Origin of the sequence: Nonomuraea sp. 3-1Str (genome assembly GCF_031570565.1) — a bacterium.
GTDB lineage: Bacteria > Actinomycetota > Actinomycetes > Streptosporangiales > Streptosporangiaceae > Nonomuraea.
The window spans coordinates 51043-66952 of record NZ_JALHBK010000033.1 but is presented as its reverse complement, the minus strand read 5'-3'; the positions used below and the strand labels follow the sequence as shown (position 1 = coordinate 66952).

The 15910-nt window shown below is 71.0% G+C and carries 19 protein-coding genes; 6 read left to right on the top strand and 13 right to left on the bottom strand.

What is annotated here, in order from left to right:
- Positions 1 to 34: 34 nt before the first annotated feature.
- The gene (locus MTP10_RS36020) at positions 35 to 709 is read left to right on the top strand and encodes a glycosyltransferase family 2 protein (protein ID WP_310715565.1); all 675 of its coding nucleotides are present in this window, start codon (positions 35 to 37) and stop codon (positions 707 to 709) included.
- Positions 710 to 728: 19 nt separating this feature from the next.
- Here the strand turns inward: MTP10_RS36020 and MTP10_RS36015 are convergent, their stop codons facing one another.
- Positions 729 to 1667, bottom strand: a complete 939-nt coding sequence (locus MTP10_RS36015) for a beta-ketoacyl-ACP synthase III (RefSeq protein WP_310715564.1) — start codon at positions 1665 to 1667, stop codon at positions 729 to 731.
- Between the two features lie 68 nt (positions 1668 to 1735).
- Here MTP10_RS36015 and MTP10_RS36010 point away from each other — a divergent pair, with 68 nt between their 5' ends.
- Both MTP10_RS36010 and MTP10_RS36005 read left to right on the top strand, forming a co-directional pair.
- Positions 1736 to 2380 carry a TetR/AcrR family transcriptional regulator gene (locus MTP10_RS36010; protein WP_310715563.1) on the top strand — a complete coding sequence of 215 codons (645 nt, stop codon included), beginning with the start codon at positions 1736 to 1738 and terminating at the stop codon, positions 2378 to 2380.
- On the top strand, positions 2373 to 2879 hold the full coding sequence (locus tag MTP10_RS36005) for a GNAT family N-acetyltransferase (protein WP_310715561.1): 507 nt from the start codon (positions 2373 to 2375) through the stop codon (positions 2877 to 2879). The genes MTP10_RS36010 and MTP10_RS36005 overlap by 8 nt, the downstream gene beginning before the upstream one ends.
- Before the next feature lie 53 nt (positions 2880 to 2932).
- On the opposite strand, the gene MTP10_RS36000 is transcribed toward MTP10_RS36005, so the two are convergent.
- The 7 genes from MTP10_RS36000 to MTP10_RS35970 form a co-directional block, all read right to left on the bottom strand.
- Complete coding sequence (locus MTP10_RS36000) at positions 2933 to 3145, bottom strand: hypothetical protein (RefSeq protein ID WP_310715560.1); 213 nt, start codon at positions 3143 to 3145, stop codon at positions 2933 to 2935.
- A gap of 131 nt (positions 3146 to 3276) precedes the next feature.
- Entirely contained in the window at positions 3277 to 3606 is a 330-nt protein-coding gene (locus MTP10_RS35995) for a DUF3140 domain-containing protein (protein WP_310715559.1), read from the bottom strand.
- A 59-nt stretch (positions 3607 to 3665) separates the two neighbouring features.
- Positions 3666 to 4322 carry a response regulator transcription factor gene (locus tag MTP10_RS35990; protein ID WP_310715558.1) on the bottom strand — a complete coding sequence of 219 codons (657 nt, stop codon included), beginning with the start codon at positions 4320 to 4322 and terminating at the stop codon, positions 3666 to 3668.
- Positions 4319 to 5491, bottom strand: a complete 1173-nt coding sequence (locus MTP10_RS35985; RefSeq protein WP_310715556.1) for a histidine kinase — start codon at positions 5489 to 5491, stop codon at positions 4319 to 4321. Before MTP10_RS35985 ends, MTP10_RS35990 begins: the two co-directional genes overlap by 4 nt.
- Positions 5492 to 5561: 70 nt before the next feature.
- A complete protein-coding gene (locus MTP10_RS35980; RefSeq protein ID WP_310715554.1) occupies positions 5562 to 6149 on the bottom strand; it encodes a hypothetical protein in 588 nt (195 codons plus the stop codon).
- A 202-nt stretch (positions 6150 to 6351) separates the two neighbouring features.
- Complete coding sequence (locus MTP10_RS35975) at positions 6352 to 6915, bottom strand: ferritin-like domain-containing protein (RefSeq protein WP_310715552.1); 564 nt, start codon at positions 6913 to 6915, stop codon at positions 6352 to 6354.
- Positions 6916 to 7004: 89 nt separating this feature from the next.
- Positions 7005 to 7814 carry an alpha/beta hydrolase gene (locus tag MTP10_RS35970; protein WP_310715550.1) on the bottom strand — a complete coding sequence of 270 codons (810 nt, stop codon included), beginning with the start codon at positions 7812 to 7814 and terminating at the stop codon, positions 7005 to 7007.
- Positions 7815 to 8372: 558 nt separating this feature from the next.
- On the opposite strand from MTP10_RS35970, the gene MTP10_RS35965 reads away from it, so the two are divergent.
- The 3 genes from MTP10_RS35965 to MTP10_RS35955 all read left to right on the top strand — a co-directional run bounded on the left by MTP10_RS35965 (position 8373) and on the right by MTP10_RS35955 (position 11845).
- On the top strand, positions 8373 to 10292 hold the full coding sequence (locus MTP10_RS35965) for an ABC transporter ATP-binding protein (protein WP_310715548.1): 1920 nt from the start codon (positions 8373 to 8375) through the stop codon (positions 10290 to 10292).
- Between the two features lie 78 nt (positions 10293 to 10370).
- A complete protein-coding gene (ppk2, locus tag MTP10_RS35960; protein WP_310715545.1) occupies positions 10371 to 11189 on the top strand; it encodes a polyphosphate kinase 2 in 819 nt (272 codons plus the stop codon).
- Positions 11186 to 11845, top strand: coding sequence for a dienelactone hydrolase family protein (locus tag MTP10_RS35955; RefSeq protein ID WP_310715543.1), 660 nt, complete (start codon positions 11186 to 11188; stop codon positions 11843 to 11845). Before ppk2 ends, MTP10_RS35955 begins: the two co-directional genes overlap by 4 nt.
- On the opposite strand, the gene MTP10_RS35950 is transcribed toward MTP10_RS35955, so the two are convergent.
- The 5 genes from MTP10_RS35950 to MTP10_RS35930 all read right to left on the bottom strand — a co-directional run bounded on the left by MTP10_RS35950 (position 11836) and on the right by MTP10_RS35930 (position 15309).
- A complete protein-coding gene (locus MTP10_RS35950; RefSeq protein ID WP_310715541.1) occupies positions 11836 to 12273 on the bottom strand; it encodes a hypothetical protein in 438 nt (145 codons plus the stop codon). The two genes, MTP10_RS35955 and MTP10_RS35950, sit on opposite strands and share 10 nt — an antisense overlap.
- A complete protein-coding gene (locus tag MTP10_RS35945) occupies positions 12270 to 12941 on the bottom strand; it encodes an HAD family hydrolase (protein ID WP_310715539.1) in 672 nt (223 codons plus the stop codon). The genes MTP10_RS35950 and MTP10_RS35945 overlap by 4 nt, the downstream gene beginning before the upstream one ends.
- Before the next feature lie 81 nt (positions 12942 to 13022).
- On the bottom strand, positions 13023 to 13472 hold the full coding sequence (locus MTP10_RS35940) for a hypothetical protein (RefSeq protein ID WP_310715537.1): 450 nt from the start codon (positions 13470 to 13472) through the stop codon (positions 13023 to 13025).
- The gene (locus MTP10_RS35935; protein ID WP_310715535.1) at positions 13453 to 14106 is read right to left on the bottom strand and encodes a DUF433 domain-containing protein; all 654 of its coding nucleotides are present in this window, start codon (positions 14104 to 14106) and stop codon (positions 13453 to 13455) included. Before MTP10_RS35935 ends, MTP10_RS35940 begins: the two co-directional genes overlap by 20 nt.
- A 330-nt stretch (positions 14107 to 14436) precedes the next feature.
- Entirely contained in the window at positions 14437 to 15309 is an 873-nt protein-coding gene (locus MTP10_RS35930; RefSeq protein WP_310715533.1) for an SPFH domain-containing protein, read from the bottom strand.
- Positions 15310 to 15910 lie beyond the last annotated feature (601 nt).

Genomic DNA, 15910 nt, shown 5'->3' with positions numbered 1-15910 from the left:
GTTGACCCGGCCCCCGGTACGTACCGTCGGACTCGTGATCGATGTCGTGCTGCCCTGCCTCGACGAGGCCGCCGCGCTCCCCTGGGTGCTGGAGCGCATGCCGTACGGATATCGCCCGATCGTGGTGGACAACGGCTCCACCGACGGGTCCGCCCGGGTCGCCGAGGCCCATGGGGCGACGGTGGTGCACGAGCCGCGCAGGGGGTTCGGCGCGGCCTGCCACACCGGCCTCATGGCCGCCACCGCGCGGATCGTCTGCTTCATGGACGCCGACGCCTCGCTCGACCCGCGCCAGCTCCCGCGCGTCGCCGAGCCCGTCCTGGCGGGGGACGGCGACCTGGTGCTGGGCCGGCGGGTGGAGCGCCGGCCTGGTCCGGGCGGCGGCGGGCACGGCTGGCCCGCGCACGCCCGCGCCGGCAACGCCGTGCTCGCCTGGCGGCTGCGCCGCGGCGCGGGGATCCCGCTGCGCGACCTCGGCCCGATGCGTGCCTGCCGCCGCGAGGCGCTGGTGGCCCTGGGACTGGCCGACCGCAGGTTCGGCTATCCGCTGGAGATGGTGCTGCGCGCCGCCGCGGCGGGCTGGCGCGTCACCGAGAGGGAGGTCGACTACCTGCCGCGCGCGGGCCGCTCGAAGGTCACGGGCACGGTCCGCGGCACGCTGCGCGCCATCGCCGACATGCGCGCCGTCCTCGCCTCGCACCGGCCGTGACCGCGGCGGCGCCGGAACCTCAGGGGCAGCGGACGACCATCCCCGCGTACGAGAGGTTGCCGCCGAAGCCGAACAGCAGCATCGGCGCGCCGCGCCGCACCTCGCCCCGCTCCACCAGCTTGGACAGCGCCAGCGGGACGCTCGCGCCCGAGGTGTTGCCCGACTCGACCACGTCGCGGGCCACGACCGCGTTGACCGCGCCGATGCGCTCGGCGATGGGCTCGATCATGCGCAGGTTCGCCTGGTGCAGGACGACGGCCGCGAGCTCCTCGGGCGCGACCCCGCCCCGCTCGCACGCCTCGCGGGCGATGGCGGGCAGCCTGGTGGTGGCCCAGCGGTAGACGGTCTGCCCCTCCTGCGCGAACCGGGTGGGCGTGCCGCCGATGCGGACCGCGTTGCCCAGCTCCGGGGCCGAGCCCCAGACGACCGGGCCGATCTCCGGCGACGGCGCCGCACTGACCACGGCGGCGCCCGCGCCGTCGCCGGTCAGCACGCAGGTGGTCCGGTCGGTCCAGTCGGTGACCGCCGTCATGGTGTCGGCCCCGATGACGAGGGCGTGCCTGGCCGCGCCCGCGCGGATCGTGTGGTCGGCCACGGCCAGCGCGTGCGTGAACCCCGAACACGACACTCCGACGTCCATGACCGCCGCGCCCGGCACGCCGAGCCGGGCCGCGACGATGGCCGCCACGTTCGGCGCCCGGTCGAGCTGCGTACACGTCGCCACCAGCACGAGATCGATGTCGGCGGCGTCCAGGCCGCTGCCGGCCAGCGCCTTGGCCGCCGCGTTCACGGCCAGCTCGGGCACGCCCTCGTCCGGGCCGGCCACGTGGCGGGTGCGGATGCCGACGCGCTTGGTGATCCACTCGTCGCTGGTGTCCACCATGGCGGCGAGATCGTCGTTGGTCAGCACCCGGGTGGGCTGGTAGTGGCCGGTGGCGACGAGGCGTGATCCGTTCATGGGCCGGACTATAGCAACCGATCGTTCGGACGCTAAAGTGTCCCCATGAAGCCGCTCCCGGAGGCAGCATGAGTCCCCGCAGGTCCGTCGCCGACGCGCTCGGCACCCGCTCCGCCATCCTCGACCGCTCCGTGGCCATCGCCTCCGTCGAAGGGCTGGAGGGCCTGACCATCGGCCGGCTCGCCACGGAGCTCGGCATGAGCAAGTCCGGCGTGCTCGGCCACTTCGGCTCCAAGGAGGCGCTCCAGCTCGCGGTGCTGGAGCGGGCGGGGGAGGTGTTCCGCGCGGAGGTGTGGGAGCCCGTCGTGATGGTCACGCCGGGACTGCCGCGCCTCGTCGCCCTGTGCGAGGCGTGGATCTCGTACCTGGAGCGCGGGGTGTTCCCCGGCGGGTGCTTCTTCGTGGCCGCCGCCCACGAGTTCGACGGGAGGGACGGGGCGGTGCGCGACGCGGTGGAGGCCAGGTTCGACACCTGGACGGCGCGGCTGCGCAAGGAGGCCGGGCGCGCCGTGGACGCCGGGGACCTGCCGGACGACACGGATCCCGAGCAGGTGGCGTTCGAGCTGATGGGCGTGCTCATGGCGCTCAACCACGCCCTCCAGCTGCACCGCGACCCGCGGGCCGCCGACCGGGCCCGCCGCGCGGTGCGGGTCCGCCTGAGCCCGGCCCGTACGGCGGGGGCCCGCGAGTCCCTAGGCTTCGGCCATGTCTGACTTCACGATCTTCCCGGCGACCGCTGCCGACGGGGACGTGGTGGGCGAGATCCACGCCGAGGCCTGGTCCGTGGCGTACCGGCCGTTCTTCGCCCCCGCGTTCTCCGACCAGGCGGTCGCGCACCGGCGCGTCAAGTGGCATGCCGTGCTCGCCGAGACGGCTGACACCGTTCTGCTCGCCGCGCGCCCCGGCGAGCGTCCCCTGGCGTACTCGTACTTCGGCGCCTCGCCGCAGCGGCCCGGCGAGGCGGAGATCTTCGGCTTCTACAACCACCCGGACGGGTGGGGCAGCGGCGTCGCGGGCGCCCTGATGACGGCCACGCTCGACGCCCTGCGGGCACGCGGCCACAGCGGCGCGCACCTGTGGACACTGCGCGACACCGCGCAGTCACGCCGCTTCTACGCCAAGTGCGGCTTCACCGAGTCGGGCGCCACCCGGCTCCACGACTTCGGCGACGGCCACCCGATCGACCAGGTCGAGTACGAGATCGCGCTCTGACCCTCAGGCCCCTCAGGCCCGTCAGCGGTCCTGAGGGGCGGCCCCGGGCCCGATCAGGGGGCCTGGAGGCGGTCGAAGAGCTGGAGCGCAGCCCGCCGCACGTCGTCGGGCGCCAGCCCGTCCAGCGTCTGCCTGGCGTGGTTCGCGTCGCGCGTCGTGGCCAGCGTGATGGCCACCGACGTCGCGGCGGTACGGTCCAGCGACCCGGCCGGCGCGGCGTCGGCCAGCTCCTGGGCGCTGGCGGCGAGGTCGAGGTTGTCTGTCAACGGGCCTCCTCGGATGCGTACGGCATGGCCCATTGCACCATCTGTAGTCGTGTTCCATCCACCATTTGACGATTCGCCACGACGAGTCGCCCTCCTGACGGACCTTTCCCGGCCCTTCGGTCAAGCTCCGGTCACGTGGCCCGCAACGGGTCATGGCCCACGGAGAGCTGGAGCCGCCGGGCCTCGTCGTCGGTCCGGTCGTTCAGGGTCTCCACCAGATCCACGACCTGGCGCATGGTGTCGAGATCGTCCTTGGTCAGGTCGGTCTTCCGCTTGGTCAGCACCTGCAGGACCCCGCGCCCCAGCAGGTCGAGGCCCAGGTCGGTCTCCGCGGGGAAGGCCTCCTCGCCGGAGGCGTCGGCCAACAGGTAGGCCCGGAGCTCCTCGGACGTCATGTTGACCACTCCGTGGAACTCCTCCCAGAGCAGGTCGGCGTCGTAGTTCTCGGAGTCAACGCTCATAGACGCCCGCATACCCGCCCGTCCCCGCCTTACGCACCCGGCCTCACGCACCCGGCGCCTTACGCACCCGGCACGGCCAGCCCCGCCTCGTACGCGGCGATCACCGCCTGGACCCGGTCGCGCAGGCCGAGCTTGGACAGCACGTTGCTGACGTGCGTCTTCACGGTGTGCTCGCTCACCACCATCTGCTCGGCGATCTCCGCGTTGGACAGCCCGCGGGCGATGAGCTGCAACGTCTCCCGCTCCCGCGCGGTCAGCACCGTCAGCGCCTCCGCGGGCCGCGCGGCGGGCCTTGAGGTGAACGCCGAGATCAGCCTCGTGGTGACCTGGGGCGCCAGCAGCGACTCGCCCCCGGCGACCACGCGCACGGCGTTGACCAGGTCGTCGCGGCGCACGTCCTTGAGCAGGAACCCGCTCGCGCCGGCCCGCAGCGCGTCGTAGACGTAGTCGTCGTGGTCGAACGTCGTCAGCATGAGCACCCGGCAGCCGGTCTCCGCGCAGACGATCCGGGCCGCCTCGATGCCGTCCATGCGGGGCATGCGGATGTCGAGCAGGAGCACGTCGGGGTCGTGCTCGCGGACCGCCGCGACGGCCGCGACGCCGTCACCGGCCTCGGCCACCACCTCGATGTCCGGCTGGGCGTCGAGGATCATCGCGAACCCGCCCCGGACCAGCTCCTGGTCGTCGGCCACGACGATGCGGACGGGGCCGGTCACGAGGTCACCACCGGAAGGCGCACCGACACCCGGTAGCCGGGCCCGTCCTGGCGTGGCCCGGCCGTCGCCACGCCGCCGCACGCCGCGGCGCGCTCGCGCATGCCGATCAGGCCGTTGCCGCCCGAGGGCAGCCCGCGGCCCGAGCCCTGCCCGTCGTCGGTGATGTCGATCATGAGGTTGTGGTCCTCCCAGGTGAGCCGGATGTCGGCATGGACCGCGCCGGCGTGCTTGACGGTGTTGGTCAGGGCCTCCTGCGTGATCCGGTAGGCGGCCACCGCGCAGTCGGGCGTGAGCGGCCGCGGGTCGCCGGTCTCGGAGAACGTCACGTCGAGGCCGGTGCCGGAGACCTGGCCGGCCAGTGCGGGCAGGTCTCCGACGGTCGGCTGCGGCGCCCTGGGCGCCTCGCCCTCCTTGAGCACGCCGAGCATCCGCCTGAGCTGCGCCATCGCGTCGCGCCCGGCCGCGGCGATCGCGTCGAACGCGGCCTCGGCCCGGACGGGGTTCGTCCGCACCACCACGGGGCCCGCCTCCGCCTGCACCACCATGATGCTGACCGCGTGAGCCAGGATGTCGTGCATGTCGCGGGCGATGCGAGCCCGCTCGCGCTCGGCCGCTCGCTCCGCCTCCATCTGGCGCTCCTTCTCCAATTGGGCGGCCCGTTCCTCCAGGGCCGCGGCGTGCGCTCGGGACGTGGCCGCGGTCCTGCCGATGGCGTACGCCGCGACGAACAGGACGATGCCGCGCAACGCGGTCTCCGTGGAGCCGACCACCAGCATGCCGCCGCTGAGCGTCAGGACCAGCATGACGAGCCGCTTCCAGCGGGGCGAGTACGCGGCGACGGTGTAGAACGCGACGGTCGCGCCGTACCAGATGGGCTGCCGGGCGACGTTGTCGGCGAGGTCGTACAGGGCGCCGACGGACAGGCTCGTGATCAGAACTGTCACGGGCGCCCGGCGCCGCCACATCAGGGGGAGCGAGGCGCCGGCCGCGACCGCGTACCCCCACCAGTCCCACGGGCGGCCGTCATGGCTGTCACCGGACAGCAGCGGCCAGAGCTGCGCCACGAGGATCAGCCCGGTGAGGGCCGCGTCGACCAGGAGGGGCGGCAGCTCGCGCAGCCGCCGGCGGGCGGCGTCGACGAGAGGCGGATAGGACGGCAGGGAGGGCACGGCGTCCCATCCTGCCGCATACCGGGCGTGTTCCCTCGCGTGGCCTGCGGTCTCAGGCATGAGCGTGGTCTCAGGCGTGGGCGAGGGCGTGCCGGGGCGCCGCCTCCTCGCGGCGGCGCGCCATCGGCACGAACGAGACGAGCAGCAGGAGGGCGCCGACCGGGATCAGGTCGCGGTCGATGATCGGCAGCGTGAAGTCGAGCAGGACGAGGACGGGCGTCCACGCCCGGACCTGCCGACGCGTCGCGAGCTGCGTGACGAGCACGAACTGGGCGATGTAGAACAGGAACGGCCCGCCGTCGTAGACGGCCAGGGACACCCCGGGCACGGCCTTGACCTGGTCGAACAGCGGCCCCATCGCCGCGTGGTCGGCGGCCGCGAACCCGACGACCAGGTCGATGGCGAACTGCGCGAACGCGCAGGCGATGCCGACGAAGCCCGCCGCCACGGCTGTGGTGGCCAGAGCGTTCCGGTCCAACCTGCGCCTCATTTCCCAAAATATCGGCACAAAGAGGACGAGGGCCGCCATGAAGGCCATGTGCCCGGTGGTCCAGGCCAGACCGGGCCCCTTCTCTCCGTCGAACCCGTCGACGATGCGGATCGCGCCGTACGCGAAGATCAGCAGGGGGGCGGCGACGAAGGCGGTGCGGACGTTCATGATGCTCTCCAGGGTGTTTCGGGGATAGGTCAATCCTCCGATTTCCCTGGTCAGAAGGGATCGCCGTGACGGGCGATCCTTCGTCTCACTCCTGAGAGCGAGCCCCCTCACCCGTAAGGCCCGGTACGTCTGTCGGGCTCGCCCCACGCCCTCACCCGCCGCCGTGCGGGGTGAGGGCCGGTGGGCGGGAACGGCCTGGCCGTCAGGCCGGAGGCGCCGGTGGGACGGGCGGGGTGGCGGGGATGCGTTCGAGCAGGCTCTGCATGTCGTCGGCGTGCTCCTCCTCCTTGGCGAGCAGCTCCTCGAACACCCGCCGCGTGGTGATGTCGCGGTCGCCCAGCCACTGGATGATCTCCGTGTAGGTGGCCACGGCGACCCGCTCGGCGACGAGATCTTCCTTGATCATCGCGATCAGCCCGCTGCTGGCGTCGTACTGGGAGTGGGAGCGCTTCGTCAGCGTGTCGGGATTGAAGTCCGGCTCGCCGCCGAGCTGGACGATCCGGGCCGCGAGCTTGTCCGCGTGCTCCTGCTCCTCGCCCGCGTGCTCCAGGAACTCCTGGGCGACGGCCTCCGACTGGATCCCGGTGGCGGTGTAGTAGTGGCGCTTGTACCGCAGGACGCACACCAGCTCGGTGGCCAGGGCCTCGTTGCAGACCTGGATCACCCGGTCCAGGTCTGCGCCGTACGCGTCGGTGATGGGGCCCTTCTCGATCTCGGCGCGGGCCCTCTCTCGGATGGTGGTGATGTCGGTCAGGAACTCAGCCATGGGCTCCCTATGCCCACTCGACAGGCGAAGACTCGCCCGGCCGGGCCTCACCGGTGTGGGACGGCAGGCCGGGGAACGCGTGCGGTCGGCTAGGCGAAGAACTCGGCGAGGACGGGCGCGAGGGCGTCGGCCTTGACGAGGTGGGTCTGTCCCTCCAAGGTGCGGTGGCGGGCGGCGGGCAGCGCCCCGGCCACGGCGCGCACGCCGTCGCGCATCCACGCGGGGCTCTTGCCGCCGTCGATCACCAGGGTGGGGACGGTGACGCCCGCCCAGGTGCCCGCCGGGATCGGCTCGCCCCGCTGGTACCTCGCCGCCAGCGCCAGGTCGTACGGCAGCGTGTGGGCCACGGCCTTCAGCCCCGACCAGGCCGGCATGAGCCGCATCATCGCCACCATCACAGCGGGCAGCCCGACGCCGGCGCGCATGAAGGAGCGGACCGCGTCGCTGCGGCGGCCCGTGGCCACGAGCTCCCGCATCCGCTCCTCGAAGTCGGCCGGGACGGGCGGCCGCGAGCCGTCCACGACGAACGGCGGCTCGTAGACCGCGAGCCTGGACACGGGCAGACCCGCGTCGACGGCGGCCAGGGCGAGGGCCGCGCCGGAGGAGATGCCGTACAGGCGCACGTCGTCGCCGGCCTCCTTCACCAGCGCGGCCAGGTCGTCGATCTCGTCCCGGGGGTCGAACCGCGCCTCACGGCCCGAGGGGATGTCGCCGCTCTCGCCGCGCCCCCGGCGGTCGTAGGTGTAGACGGTGAAGCGGGCGGCCAGGGCCTGGGCGAGCGCGGGGTTGGGGCCGGCGGCGCGGTGGCACATGGCCCCGTCCACCAGGACGACGGCCGGCCCCTGGCCGACACGGTCGTAGGCGATCACAGTGCCGTCACTGGAAACGACGTTGTTCATGGCTTCCTCCCTCGTGTACGGCGAGCCTCGCACCGACAAAAAAATTTGTCAAGGCTGGGCCGCAAGGGGGCGAGGTGAGCTCTCGGATGTGGCGCCCGGTCCTCGGCGACGCTTCTCGCGCGGTTTGTCCGGCCGTTCAGGGGCGGTGTCCCGGGTGCCATGTCGGGCCGTTCCCGGATGGCGCCCGGGTCGCGCCACCCGGACCCATGGCCGAAGGGCCGCGTATAACGAACACCACCGGTATGTAAAGACATTCTTCAACGCCCGCCTAATCACCACTCCGGCTCACCTTGGAGGACGCGTAACCCCAGGTCAGGGCGGGGGAGGCGAGTAAACCGTCGACGAAGTATCGAGTGGCGTCCCGATCTTTGCTGACGATTTACCGGGCCCGGGCAACCGTTGCTTTCCGTGGGCGTCCTGGTCAAATCTGATTTGCTCGCCCGGATTAGTGGTGATTTATCGGCTTATGGGTGGTACGGTCCGGTTTGGAAGTGAAAGTCCGATCTCGGGGGAGGGGACTATGTCCGTTACAAACGGATTCCGTCAGGGCTGGGGACCGTGCTGGAGGCGTCGTCGCTGTGGCGGCGGCTGCGGATGGCGCCGCCGTTGGGGCGGCTGCGGCGGCGGCGGCTGCGGTTGGGGCGGCGGCGGCTGGGGCGGCGGCTGGGGCGGCGGGTGGTGGTAAAACCACCCGAGAGCCGGCGGGTCACCCGCCGGCTCTCCCTTTCGCCCCAGGCCCGCGCCCATCGCACGGCGATCGCGCCGGCGGTGTCCATCCGCCGGACTTTCCGGGAGTTCTGGCCTGGCACGCGAGGACTGCGCCGGCTCTTCGTGGCCGGCACGGTGCTCGCCATCCTCGCGGCGGCCTGTGAGGTCGCCGCGATCGCCCTGTTCGGCCACATCACCGACAAGGTGCTGACGACCCGCGTCCTGTCCGCGTTCTGGGCGCCCGCCCTCGCCTGGCTGGGCCTCGCGATCGTGGCCGGTGTCATGTCGTTCGGCGGCGCGTACGTCACCGCGCTCGGCGCCGAACGCTTCCTGCTCGGCCTGCGCGACCGGGTCTTCGCACACGTGCAGACCCTGTCGCCGGACTTCTTCGAGAACCGGCGGCTCGGCGACCTCATGGCCAGGCTCACCGACGACATCGAGGCCATCGAGCAGCTCGTGGGCTCCGGCCTGGTCAAGGTGCTGACCACGGTCGTCAGCGTCGTCTTCTTCGCCGGCGCGGCGTTCTTCATCAGGTGGGACCTCGCGCTGATCACCATGGCGCTGGTCCCGGCGTTCCTGGTGGTGTCCAAGGTGTTCGCCGCCCGGTTCCGGGTCGCCGCCGCCAACGAGCGCCTCAGCAACGGCGCCATGAACAGCGTCATCGAGGAGAGCCTGGCCAACCAGTCGCTCGTCCAGGCGTACAACCGGCAGACCACAGAGTCGCGGCGGCTGCACCGTGAGGGCCGCGGCTGGCTGCGCGCCAACATGTGGCAGGCGCGGCTGTCCGGGATGTACGGCCCGATGGTGCAGGTCATCCAGACCGTGTGCATGGTCGTCATCCTCGGCGTCGGCGCCTGGGAGATCGCCGAGGGTCGCCTGACGCTCGGCGGGCTGCTCGCCTTCGCCGCGTACCTGGGCCTGCTCTACCCCGCCGTGCAGGGGCTCGGAGAGATCGCGCTGAGCGTGTCCGAGGCCGCCGCCGGCTCCGACCGCGTCATGGAGATCCTCGGCAGCCGGCCGTCGGTGAACGACCGCGGCACCGCCCTGACACTGGTGTCACGCAGCCACGGGCGGATCGAGTTCGACGACGTCGGCTTCACCTACCCGGGCCGTCACCGGCCGACGCTTCGGCACCTGTCGTTCACGGCCGAGCCGGGCGAGCTGATCGTCTGCACCGGCCCCAGCGGGGCGGGCAAGTCGACGCTGGCCAAGCTGCTGCTGCGGTTCTACGACCCCGAGCAGGGACGCATCCTGCTCGACGGCGTGGACCTCCGTGACCTGACCCGGTCCTCGCTGCGCGAGGCCGTCACGATCCTGCACCAGGAGAGCATGCTGTTCTCCGGCACCGTGCGGGAGAACATCGCCTACGGCCGTCCCGGAGCCACGTTCGAGGAGGTGGTCAGGGCCGCGGTGCTCGCCGGGGCGCACGAGTTCATCACCGCGCTGCCGCGCGGCTACGAGGCTCCCGTCGGCCAGCGGGGCCGGCTCCTGTCCGGTGGCCAGCGGCAGCGCATCGCGATCGCCCGCGCCCTCGTGCGCGACGCGCCCGTGCTCGTGCTCGACGAGCCGATGACCGGCCTCGACGAGGCCACAGCCGCCCGCATCATGGAGCCGCTGCGCCGGCTCATGGCCGGCCGGACCACGATCCTCATCACGCACGACCTGCGCCACGTCCCCGCGGGGGCCCGCACGATCGCGCTCGAACCGCTCCGCACCAGGGCCCGCATCCGGCTCAAACGCCTCGGCACCCGGCTCCCGGCCGGCGTCTGACCGGCCCCCGCCATGGACCTGCTCACGGGCTGCCCCGCTGTGCGCATCGGCAGGCGCACGGCGGGGCAGGGGTGACCCATGGCGAAGGCCGGCGGGAAGCTGCGGCGCAAGCCGTACGAGAAGGAGCTCTTCCGGTTGCAGGGAGAGCTCGTCAAGCTGCAGGAATGGGTCCGGGCCGAGGGCCGGCGGGTCGTCGTGGTGTTCGAGGGACGCGACGCCGCCGGCAAGGGCAGCACCATCAAGCGCGTCGCGGAGTACCTCAACCCCCGCATGACTCGCATCGTCGCCCTGCCCGCCCCCACCGAGCGGGAGCGGACGCAGTGGTACTTCCAGCGCTACGTCGAGCATCTGCCCGCCGCCGGGCAGATCGTGCTGTTCGACCGGAGCTGGTACAACCGGGCCGGCGTCGAGCGCGTCATGGGCTTCTGCACGCAGGAGGAGTACACCCGCTTCCTGCACCAGTGCCCCATCTTCGAGCGGCTGTTGGTGGAGGACGGGATCCTGCTGCGCAAGTACTGGTTCTCCGTGAGCGACGCCGAGCAGGAACGGCGCTTCCGCGACCGGCTGGACGACCCGATGCGGCGCTGGAAGCTGTCGGAGATGGACCTTCAGTCGATCATCCGGTGGGAGGAGTACTCGCGGGCCAAGGACGAGATGCTCGTCCACACCCACATCCCCGAAGCGCCCTGGCACGACGTGGAGAGCGAGGACAAGCGGCGGGCCCGGATCAACATGATCTCCCATCTGCTGTCCTCGATCCCGTACCGGGAGGTGGCCAGGCCACGGCTGCGCATCCCGCCCCGGCCGCCGGGGACGGGGTACCGCCGCACGCCCCGCATGGACATCGCCGTACCCGACGCGGCGGCCGGGCTGCCGGTGAAGGGCGCCTCCCGTTGACGGAAGCGCTGCGGATCCCCGCCGACGGCGTCACCCTGGACGCCGACCTCACCGCGCCCACCGCTCCTGAACGGCCCGGGGGACTGGTGCTGTTCGCGCACGGCAGCGGCAGCAGCCGCCACAGCCCGCGCAACCGTCACGTCGCCGAGCGGCTCCAGGCGGCCGGCCTGGCCACCCTGCTCGCCGACCTGCTCACCCCCGAGGAGGAGCGGCTGGACACGGTGACGCGGGAGCTGCGGTTCGACATCGGCCTGCTGGCCCGCCGGCTGGAGGCGCTGGTCGCCTGGGCGCGGACGGACGCCCGTACCGAGGGGCTGCCCATCGGCCTCTTCGGCGCCAGCACGGGCGCGGCGGCGGCCCTCATGACCGCCGCGGCGCTGCCGGACGGCGTGCGCGTGGTGGTCTCACGCGGCGGCCGCCCGGACCTCGCCGGCGACTTCCTCTGGAACGTCGAGCAGCCCACCCTCCTGATCGTCGGCGGCGCCGACCCGGCCGTCCTCGACCTCAACCGCCGGGCACTGGCGCGGCTGGCTGGCGAGGCCCGGCTGGAGGTCGTACCCGGGGCGACGCACCTGTTCGAGGAGCCGGGAACCCTGGACGCGGTCGCCCGCCTGGCCGTGACCTGGTTCACCACCCACCTGGAACCTCACGTGTAGGGCAGAGCGGTGGCGAAGAGGACCACCACGACCGACCCGGCCAGCGCCCCCAGAGCCATCACCCGGGCGAACACCGCCCGCCCCACGCCCGTCGCCCACCCGTGCAACCCCGCCGCCACCATGACCAGGCAGAACACCAGCAGCTTCGCCGCGAGAACCCGCCCGTACCCCGGCTCGGCCAGCGACGCCCACGTGACCCCCTTGTGCATGGCGATGGCCACCCCCGTGGCGACCTGCACCGGCAGGAACACCGCCACCGTGAACACCCCGAACCGCTGCCCCACGGCCTTCAGCAGCCCGCCACGCCGTTCCTCGTCCAGCAGCCGCCGCGCCAGCGGCAACACCACCAGCGACACGGTCAGCTGACCGCCCACCCACAGCGCCGCCGACAGCACATGCAGGAACCGGACCACCGCCCACCAGGTCACCCGGCACCTCCACCCTCAGCCATGATCACCTCCACCGCCCGCCGGGCGTCCGTGACCACATGGTCGGGCGCGGCCAGCCGGGCCGGCCACGCGCCGGCTCCCCGATCGATCCACACGGTCCGCAGCCCCGCGTCCCGCCCACCTTCGACGTCCTTCACCGGATCGTCCCCCACGATCCAGCCTCCACCATCCGCGAGAGTCGTCCCACACCGCTCAGCCGCGATCTCGAACAACCGCGCGTCCGGCTTCCGAACCCCCTCAGCCCCCGAGATCGCCCACCCGTCGACCCGCTCACCCAGCCCCGACCGCCGGATCTTCCCGAGCTGGTTGTCCTCCATCCCGTTCGTCACGATCCCCACCCGCCATCCGGCGTCCCGCAGCCCCTCCAACGCCCGCAACACCGCCTCCGGACACTCCACCATCCGCGGCATACCGGCCCGGTACTCGCCCCACAACTTTTCGACGGACTCCCGCACCGAGAACCGCTCCCGCACCCGCCGGAAGAAGACCTCCCTCGGCACCGCCCCGTCCTCGTCCAGCCGCACCATCCACTCGAACGCCCCCTCACCCAGGTCCCGCTCGGCCACGAACTCCCGCGCCCACCTCCGGAAGGCGTCCAGCCGGTCGACCAGGGTGTTGTCGAGGTCGAAAAGCACCAGTCTCCGCACGATCATCAACCTACGCGTACGGGGCCATGGTGGAACGGACGGGAGCGACGTGGCCGCCTGTGTACAGAACCGCGGCCGGTGTCACTCCTGTGCGGGCCAGAACTTGGGCGGTGACACGGCTGGGTCGATGAGGCTCAGACGATGTGCCGCCGTCGGATCCACGCCACGTAAGCTGATCAGTCGTTGGCCCTTCGCGGCTTCGAGTAGAGCAAGCGCACTCGGCAGCCCAGCGGACACCGTGGCGATCGCGACGCCCATGCCGACGAGGCCGGGATGCCTGTGGGGATACTCGATCCGGTGCATGCCCGAAGCAGCGATGGCCGCCACCTCGCGCGGACGCTGCATCTGGCGACCATCGTTGGTGAGGATCACATCGAACCCCTTGGCCGCCGCTCGGGGGTAGAGGCTCTCATCCCGAGTTCCGGACCAGCCGGCGAGCTCGAGCAGATGCACGATCTCGTGATTCACGATGAAGGCGGTCAACACCTGCTGGAGGGGTTTGGGGACGTTCTCATCCAGCAGCAGCCTCACGCCGCTCCCCAGAGGACTCATAGCTGTCGACATAATCCGCGAAGTCGCCCGCGTCCAGCGCCGCCGCGGCTGTCACGTTGGGGTAGTACTCGGAAATGCGCTCCGCCGGAATCCCGTCCCGCAACAGCGCGGCGACCTCGTCGTACGGCACTCTTGTGCCTTCGATCACCGGCATCCCGCCCCTGACGGCCGGATCAACCGTTACATGCTCCCGGGGTCGCAAGAGGTCCGGAATGTGCCGGCCATCACGGTAGAAGGGCTGCAGCACGTCCACCAACTCGTGGATCACCACATTCGCCTTACGGCGTACCAGGTCCGTGGCTTGGCCGTACTCGACCAGATAGATCGTCGAGTCATCGGCGACCAGCCGATAGGCCGACAGATGAGCGCGTTGGCCCAGGTCGGCGCGCAAGGTGTCCAAGGCCCGGCGTATTTTCTGCAGCGAAGCGTCGTTGCGAAGTTTCACGCAGGTACGCAATGCCACCACATCGCGAAACGAGTAGAGGATCGGCCGGACCTCGGAAATCTCGGGAATGAGGACGGCTCCCAGGCTTGAGCTGGGTTTACGCCAGTGCGCGAGTTGGCGGAGCGTGGCGCCTGACAGGCCGGCGGCGAGCTTGGGACTGTAGGACACCGGCCTCACCTCCTTCTTGGCGCTGCACCGGCGAGATCATCATTGCAAATTACTCGCGAGTTCGCACGCGGCGGCCGCTATGTCCTCGTTCAGCGTGATCCTCTGCAGTATCCGGCAAGTCGCATTCCGTATTGCTTCACTGTGTCCAGGATTTGAATGCCGTTGTAGGGATACATTTATCGGCTTTTGCCCTATAAGCCAGATATGCCGACAAACGGGACAGCCTAGAAATCCGTACTCTTCGCTTCGGCAAGCGCGCCGAGCTCCGGGCCGAAGGAGGTGACGAGCGGGCCCCACCGTCGCGGGGGAGCCCGACGTCGCGCCGCTGTCTCAGTTGCCGCCTGTCCTGTTCGGAGTGACGTTGATCTGGCCGCTGTCGGAGACGATGATCTGGATGCGTCCGTCCTTGACGGCCTGCCACATGACCGCGCCCTGCGCGCCGAGCACGTCCTTGAGCGCCTTGATGGCCTCCAGCTCCGTGCGCGCCTTCTCGTTCTTCGCCTTCTGCGCGGTGTTCTCCTCCTTCGCCTGCTGCACGGCCGCCATCGCCTCGCGGACCTTCAGCGGCGGTTGTGGCTGCTGAAGCGTGACCGAGAACTTGTCGAAGAAAGCCGTCCCGCCCTGCTCGCGCAGGAACTGCGCCATGTACTCGGCGACCTTCGCCTCCCACTGCTGCTTGGCCTGGGGGTTGAGATAGGTGAGATCACGCCAGGCGAACTCCTTGCTGGCGGCGTCCAGCGCCCGGTCGAGCGGCTGGCCGATGTAGACGCTGAGCAGCTTGTTCCAGCCGGCGTCGGTGTCGGCCTTGTACTTCAGCCCGATCTGCTCGTGGAACTGCCGCAGGGTCTTGCAGTCGCTGGTGAGCGAGAACGTCACCACGCCGGACACCCGCATCTCCAGCGGGTCCTTGGTCCACATCGTGAGCGGACCCGCCTCGGCCGCCGGTTTCGTCCTGACCCCTGAGGGATCGTTCGGGTCGGCGGCGAACTCGAAGGTGCGCTGGCCGGCCGGGTAGACATATCCCTTGTCCCCCCAGCCGGACACGTCGCGCACTCCGGGCTCGACGCAGTTCTGGAACGTGGTGTCGGAGAACATGCCGGCGTCGTAGACGATGCCCTTCTGGTCGGGCTCCGGGATGGTCACCGAGCAGCCGGCCACCAGCATGGCGGCGGCTAACGAAGCGACAGCGGTCTTGCGGTTCATGAACCCTCCTTGCTTGCCCGGGCGATCACGCTAGTCCCCGGCGCATCCTCGGGCCCCTCCAGCTATCAGGAGTACGTGAAGGAAGTGCTCCAGCATCGGTTGATGGGCAGTCGATGGGCCGCGCTCCGCCTCGACCCTCGCGCGGCCCGACACATTGCCGCCAGCGCCTGTCGGGATGGTCATGAACCGGAGCCCAGGCAAAGTGGCGCTTATGTCCGTGATGTCCCGTTCGGGGCTTGAGGGCCGATAGCGACAGGGCGGGCGAACAGGCACGACCTTCGAAATCACAAGTTCTCACCTGCGGTAGGTGCCCGGTCCGCGGCGGCGACGCGGCAGCCCAGCCTGTACAAACCAGATCAAGTGGCTGCTGTGAACGCAGGTCCCCCATTGCCGACCGTCGCCACGCTCGCGGGCCGCGAGGCGTGCCGGACACTAACAATCCTGGATTTGATCTCAATGGTTTGAGCGCGCATGGGAAGAAACTAGCGCTGACGGTAACCCCTACGGTGCCCCCGGCCTTCCCATGGCCCTGTGACAGTTCCCGACCCAGGCGTCCGTCGAAACAGACGTAATCCGCATAGCTCGCATAACGTACAGATGA

Coding starts and splice junctions, on each gene's coding strand:
- MTP10_RS36015 (WP_310715564.1), bottom strand. CDS start 1,667: ATGAACGGATCACGCCTCGTCGCCACCGGCCACTACCAGCCCACCCGG.
- MTP10_RS36010 (WP_310715563.1), top strand. CDS start 1,736: ATGAGTCCCCGCAGGTCCGTCGCCGACGCGCTCGGCACCCGCTCCGCC.
- MTP10_RS36005 (WP_310715561.1), top strand. CDS start 2,373: ATGTCTGACTTCACGATCTTCCCGGCGACCGCTGCCGACGGGGACGTG.
- MTP10_RS35995 (WP_310715559.1), bottom strand. CDS start 3,606: ATGAGCGTTGACTCCGAGAACTACGACGCCGACCTGCTCTGGGAGGAG.
- MTP10_RS35980 (WP_310715554.1), bottom strand. CDS start 6,149: ATGAACGTCCGCACCGCCTTCGTCGCCGCCCCCCTGCTGATCTTCGCG.
- MTP10_RS35975 (WP_310715552.1), bottom strand. CDS start 6,915: ATGGCTGAGTTCCTGACCGACATCACCACCATCCGAGAGAGGGCCCGC.
- MTP10_RS35970 (WP_310715550.1), bottom strand. CDS start 7,814: ATGAACAACGTCGTTTCCAGTGACGGCACTGTGATCGCCTACGACCGT.
- ppk2 (WP_310715545.1), top strand. CDS start 10,371: ATGGCGAAGGCCGGCGGGAAGCTGCGGCGCAAGCCGTACGAGAAGGAG.
- MTP10_RS35930 (WP_310715533.1), bottom strand. CDS start 15,309: ATGAACCGCAAGACCGCTGTCGCTTCGTTAGCCGCCGCCATGCTGGTG.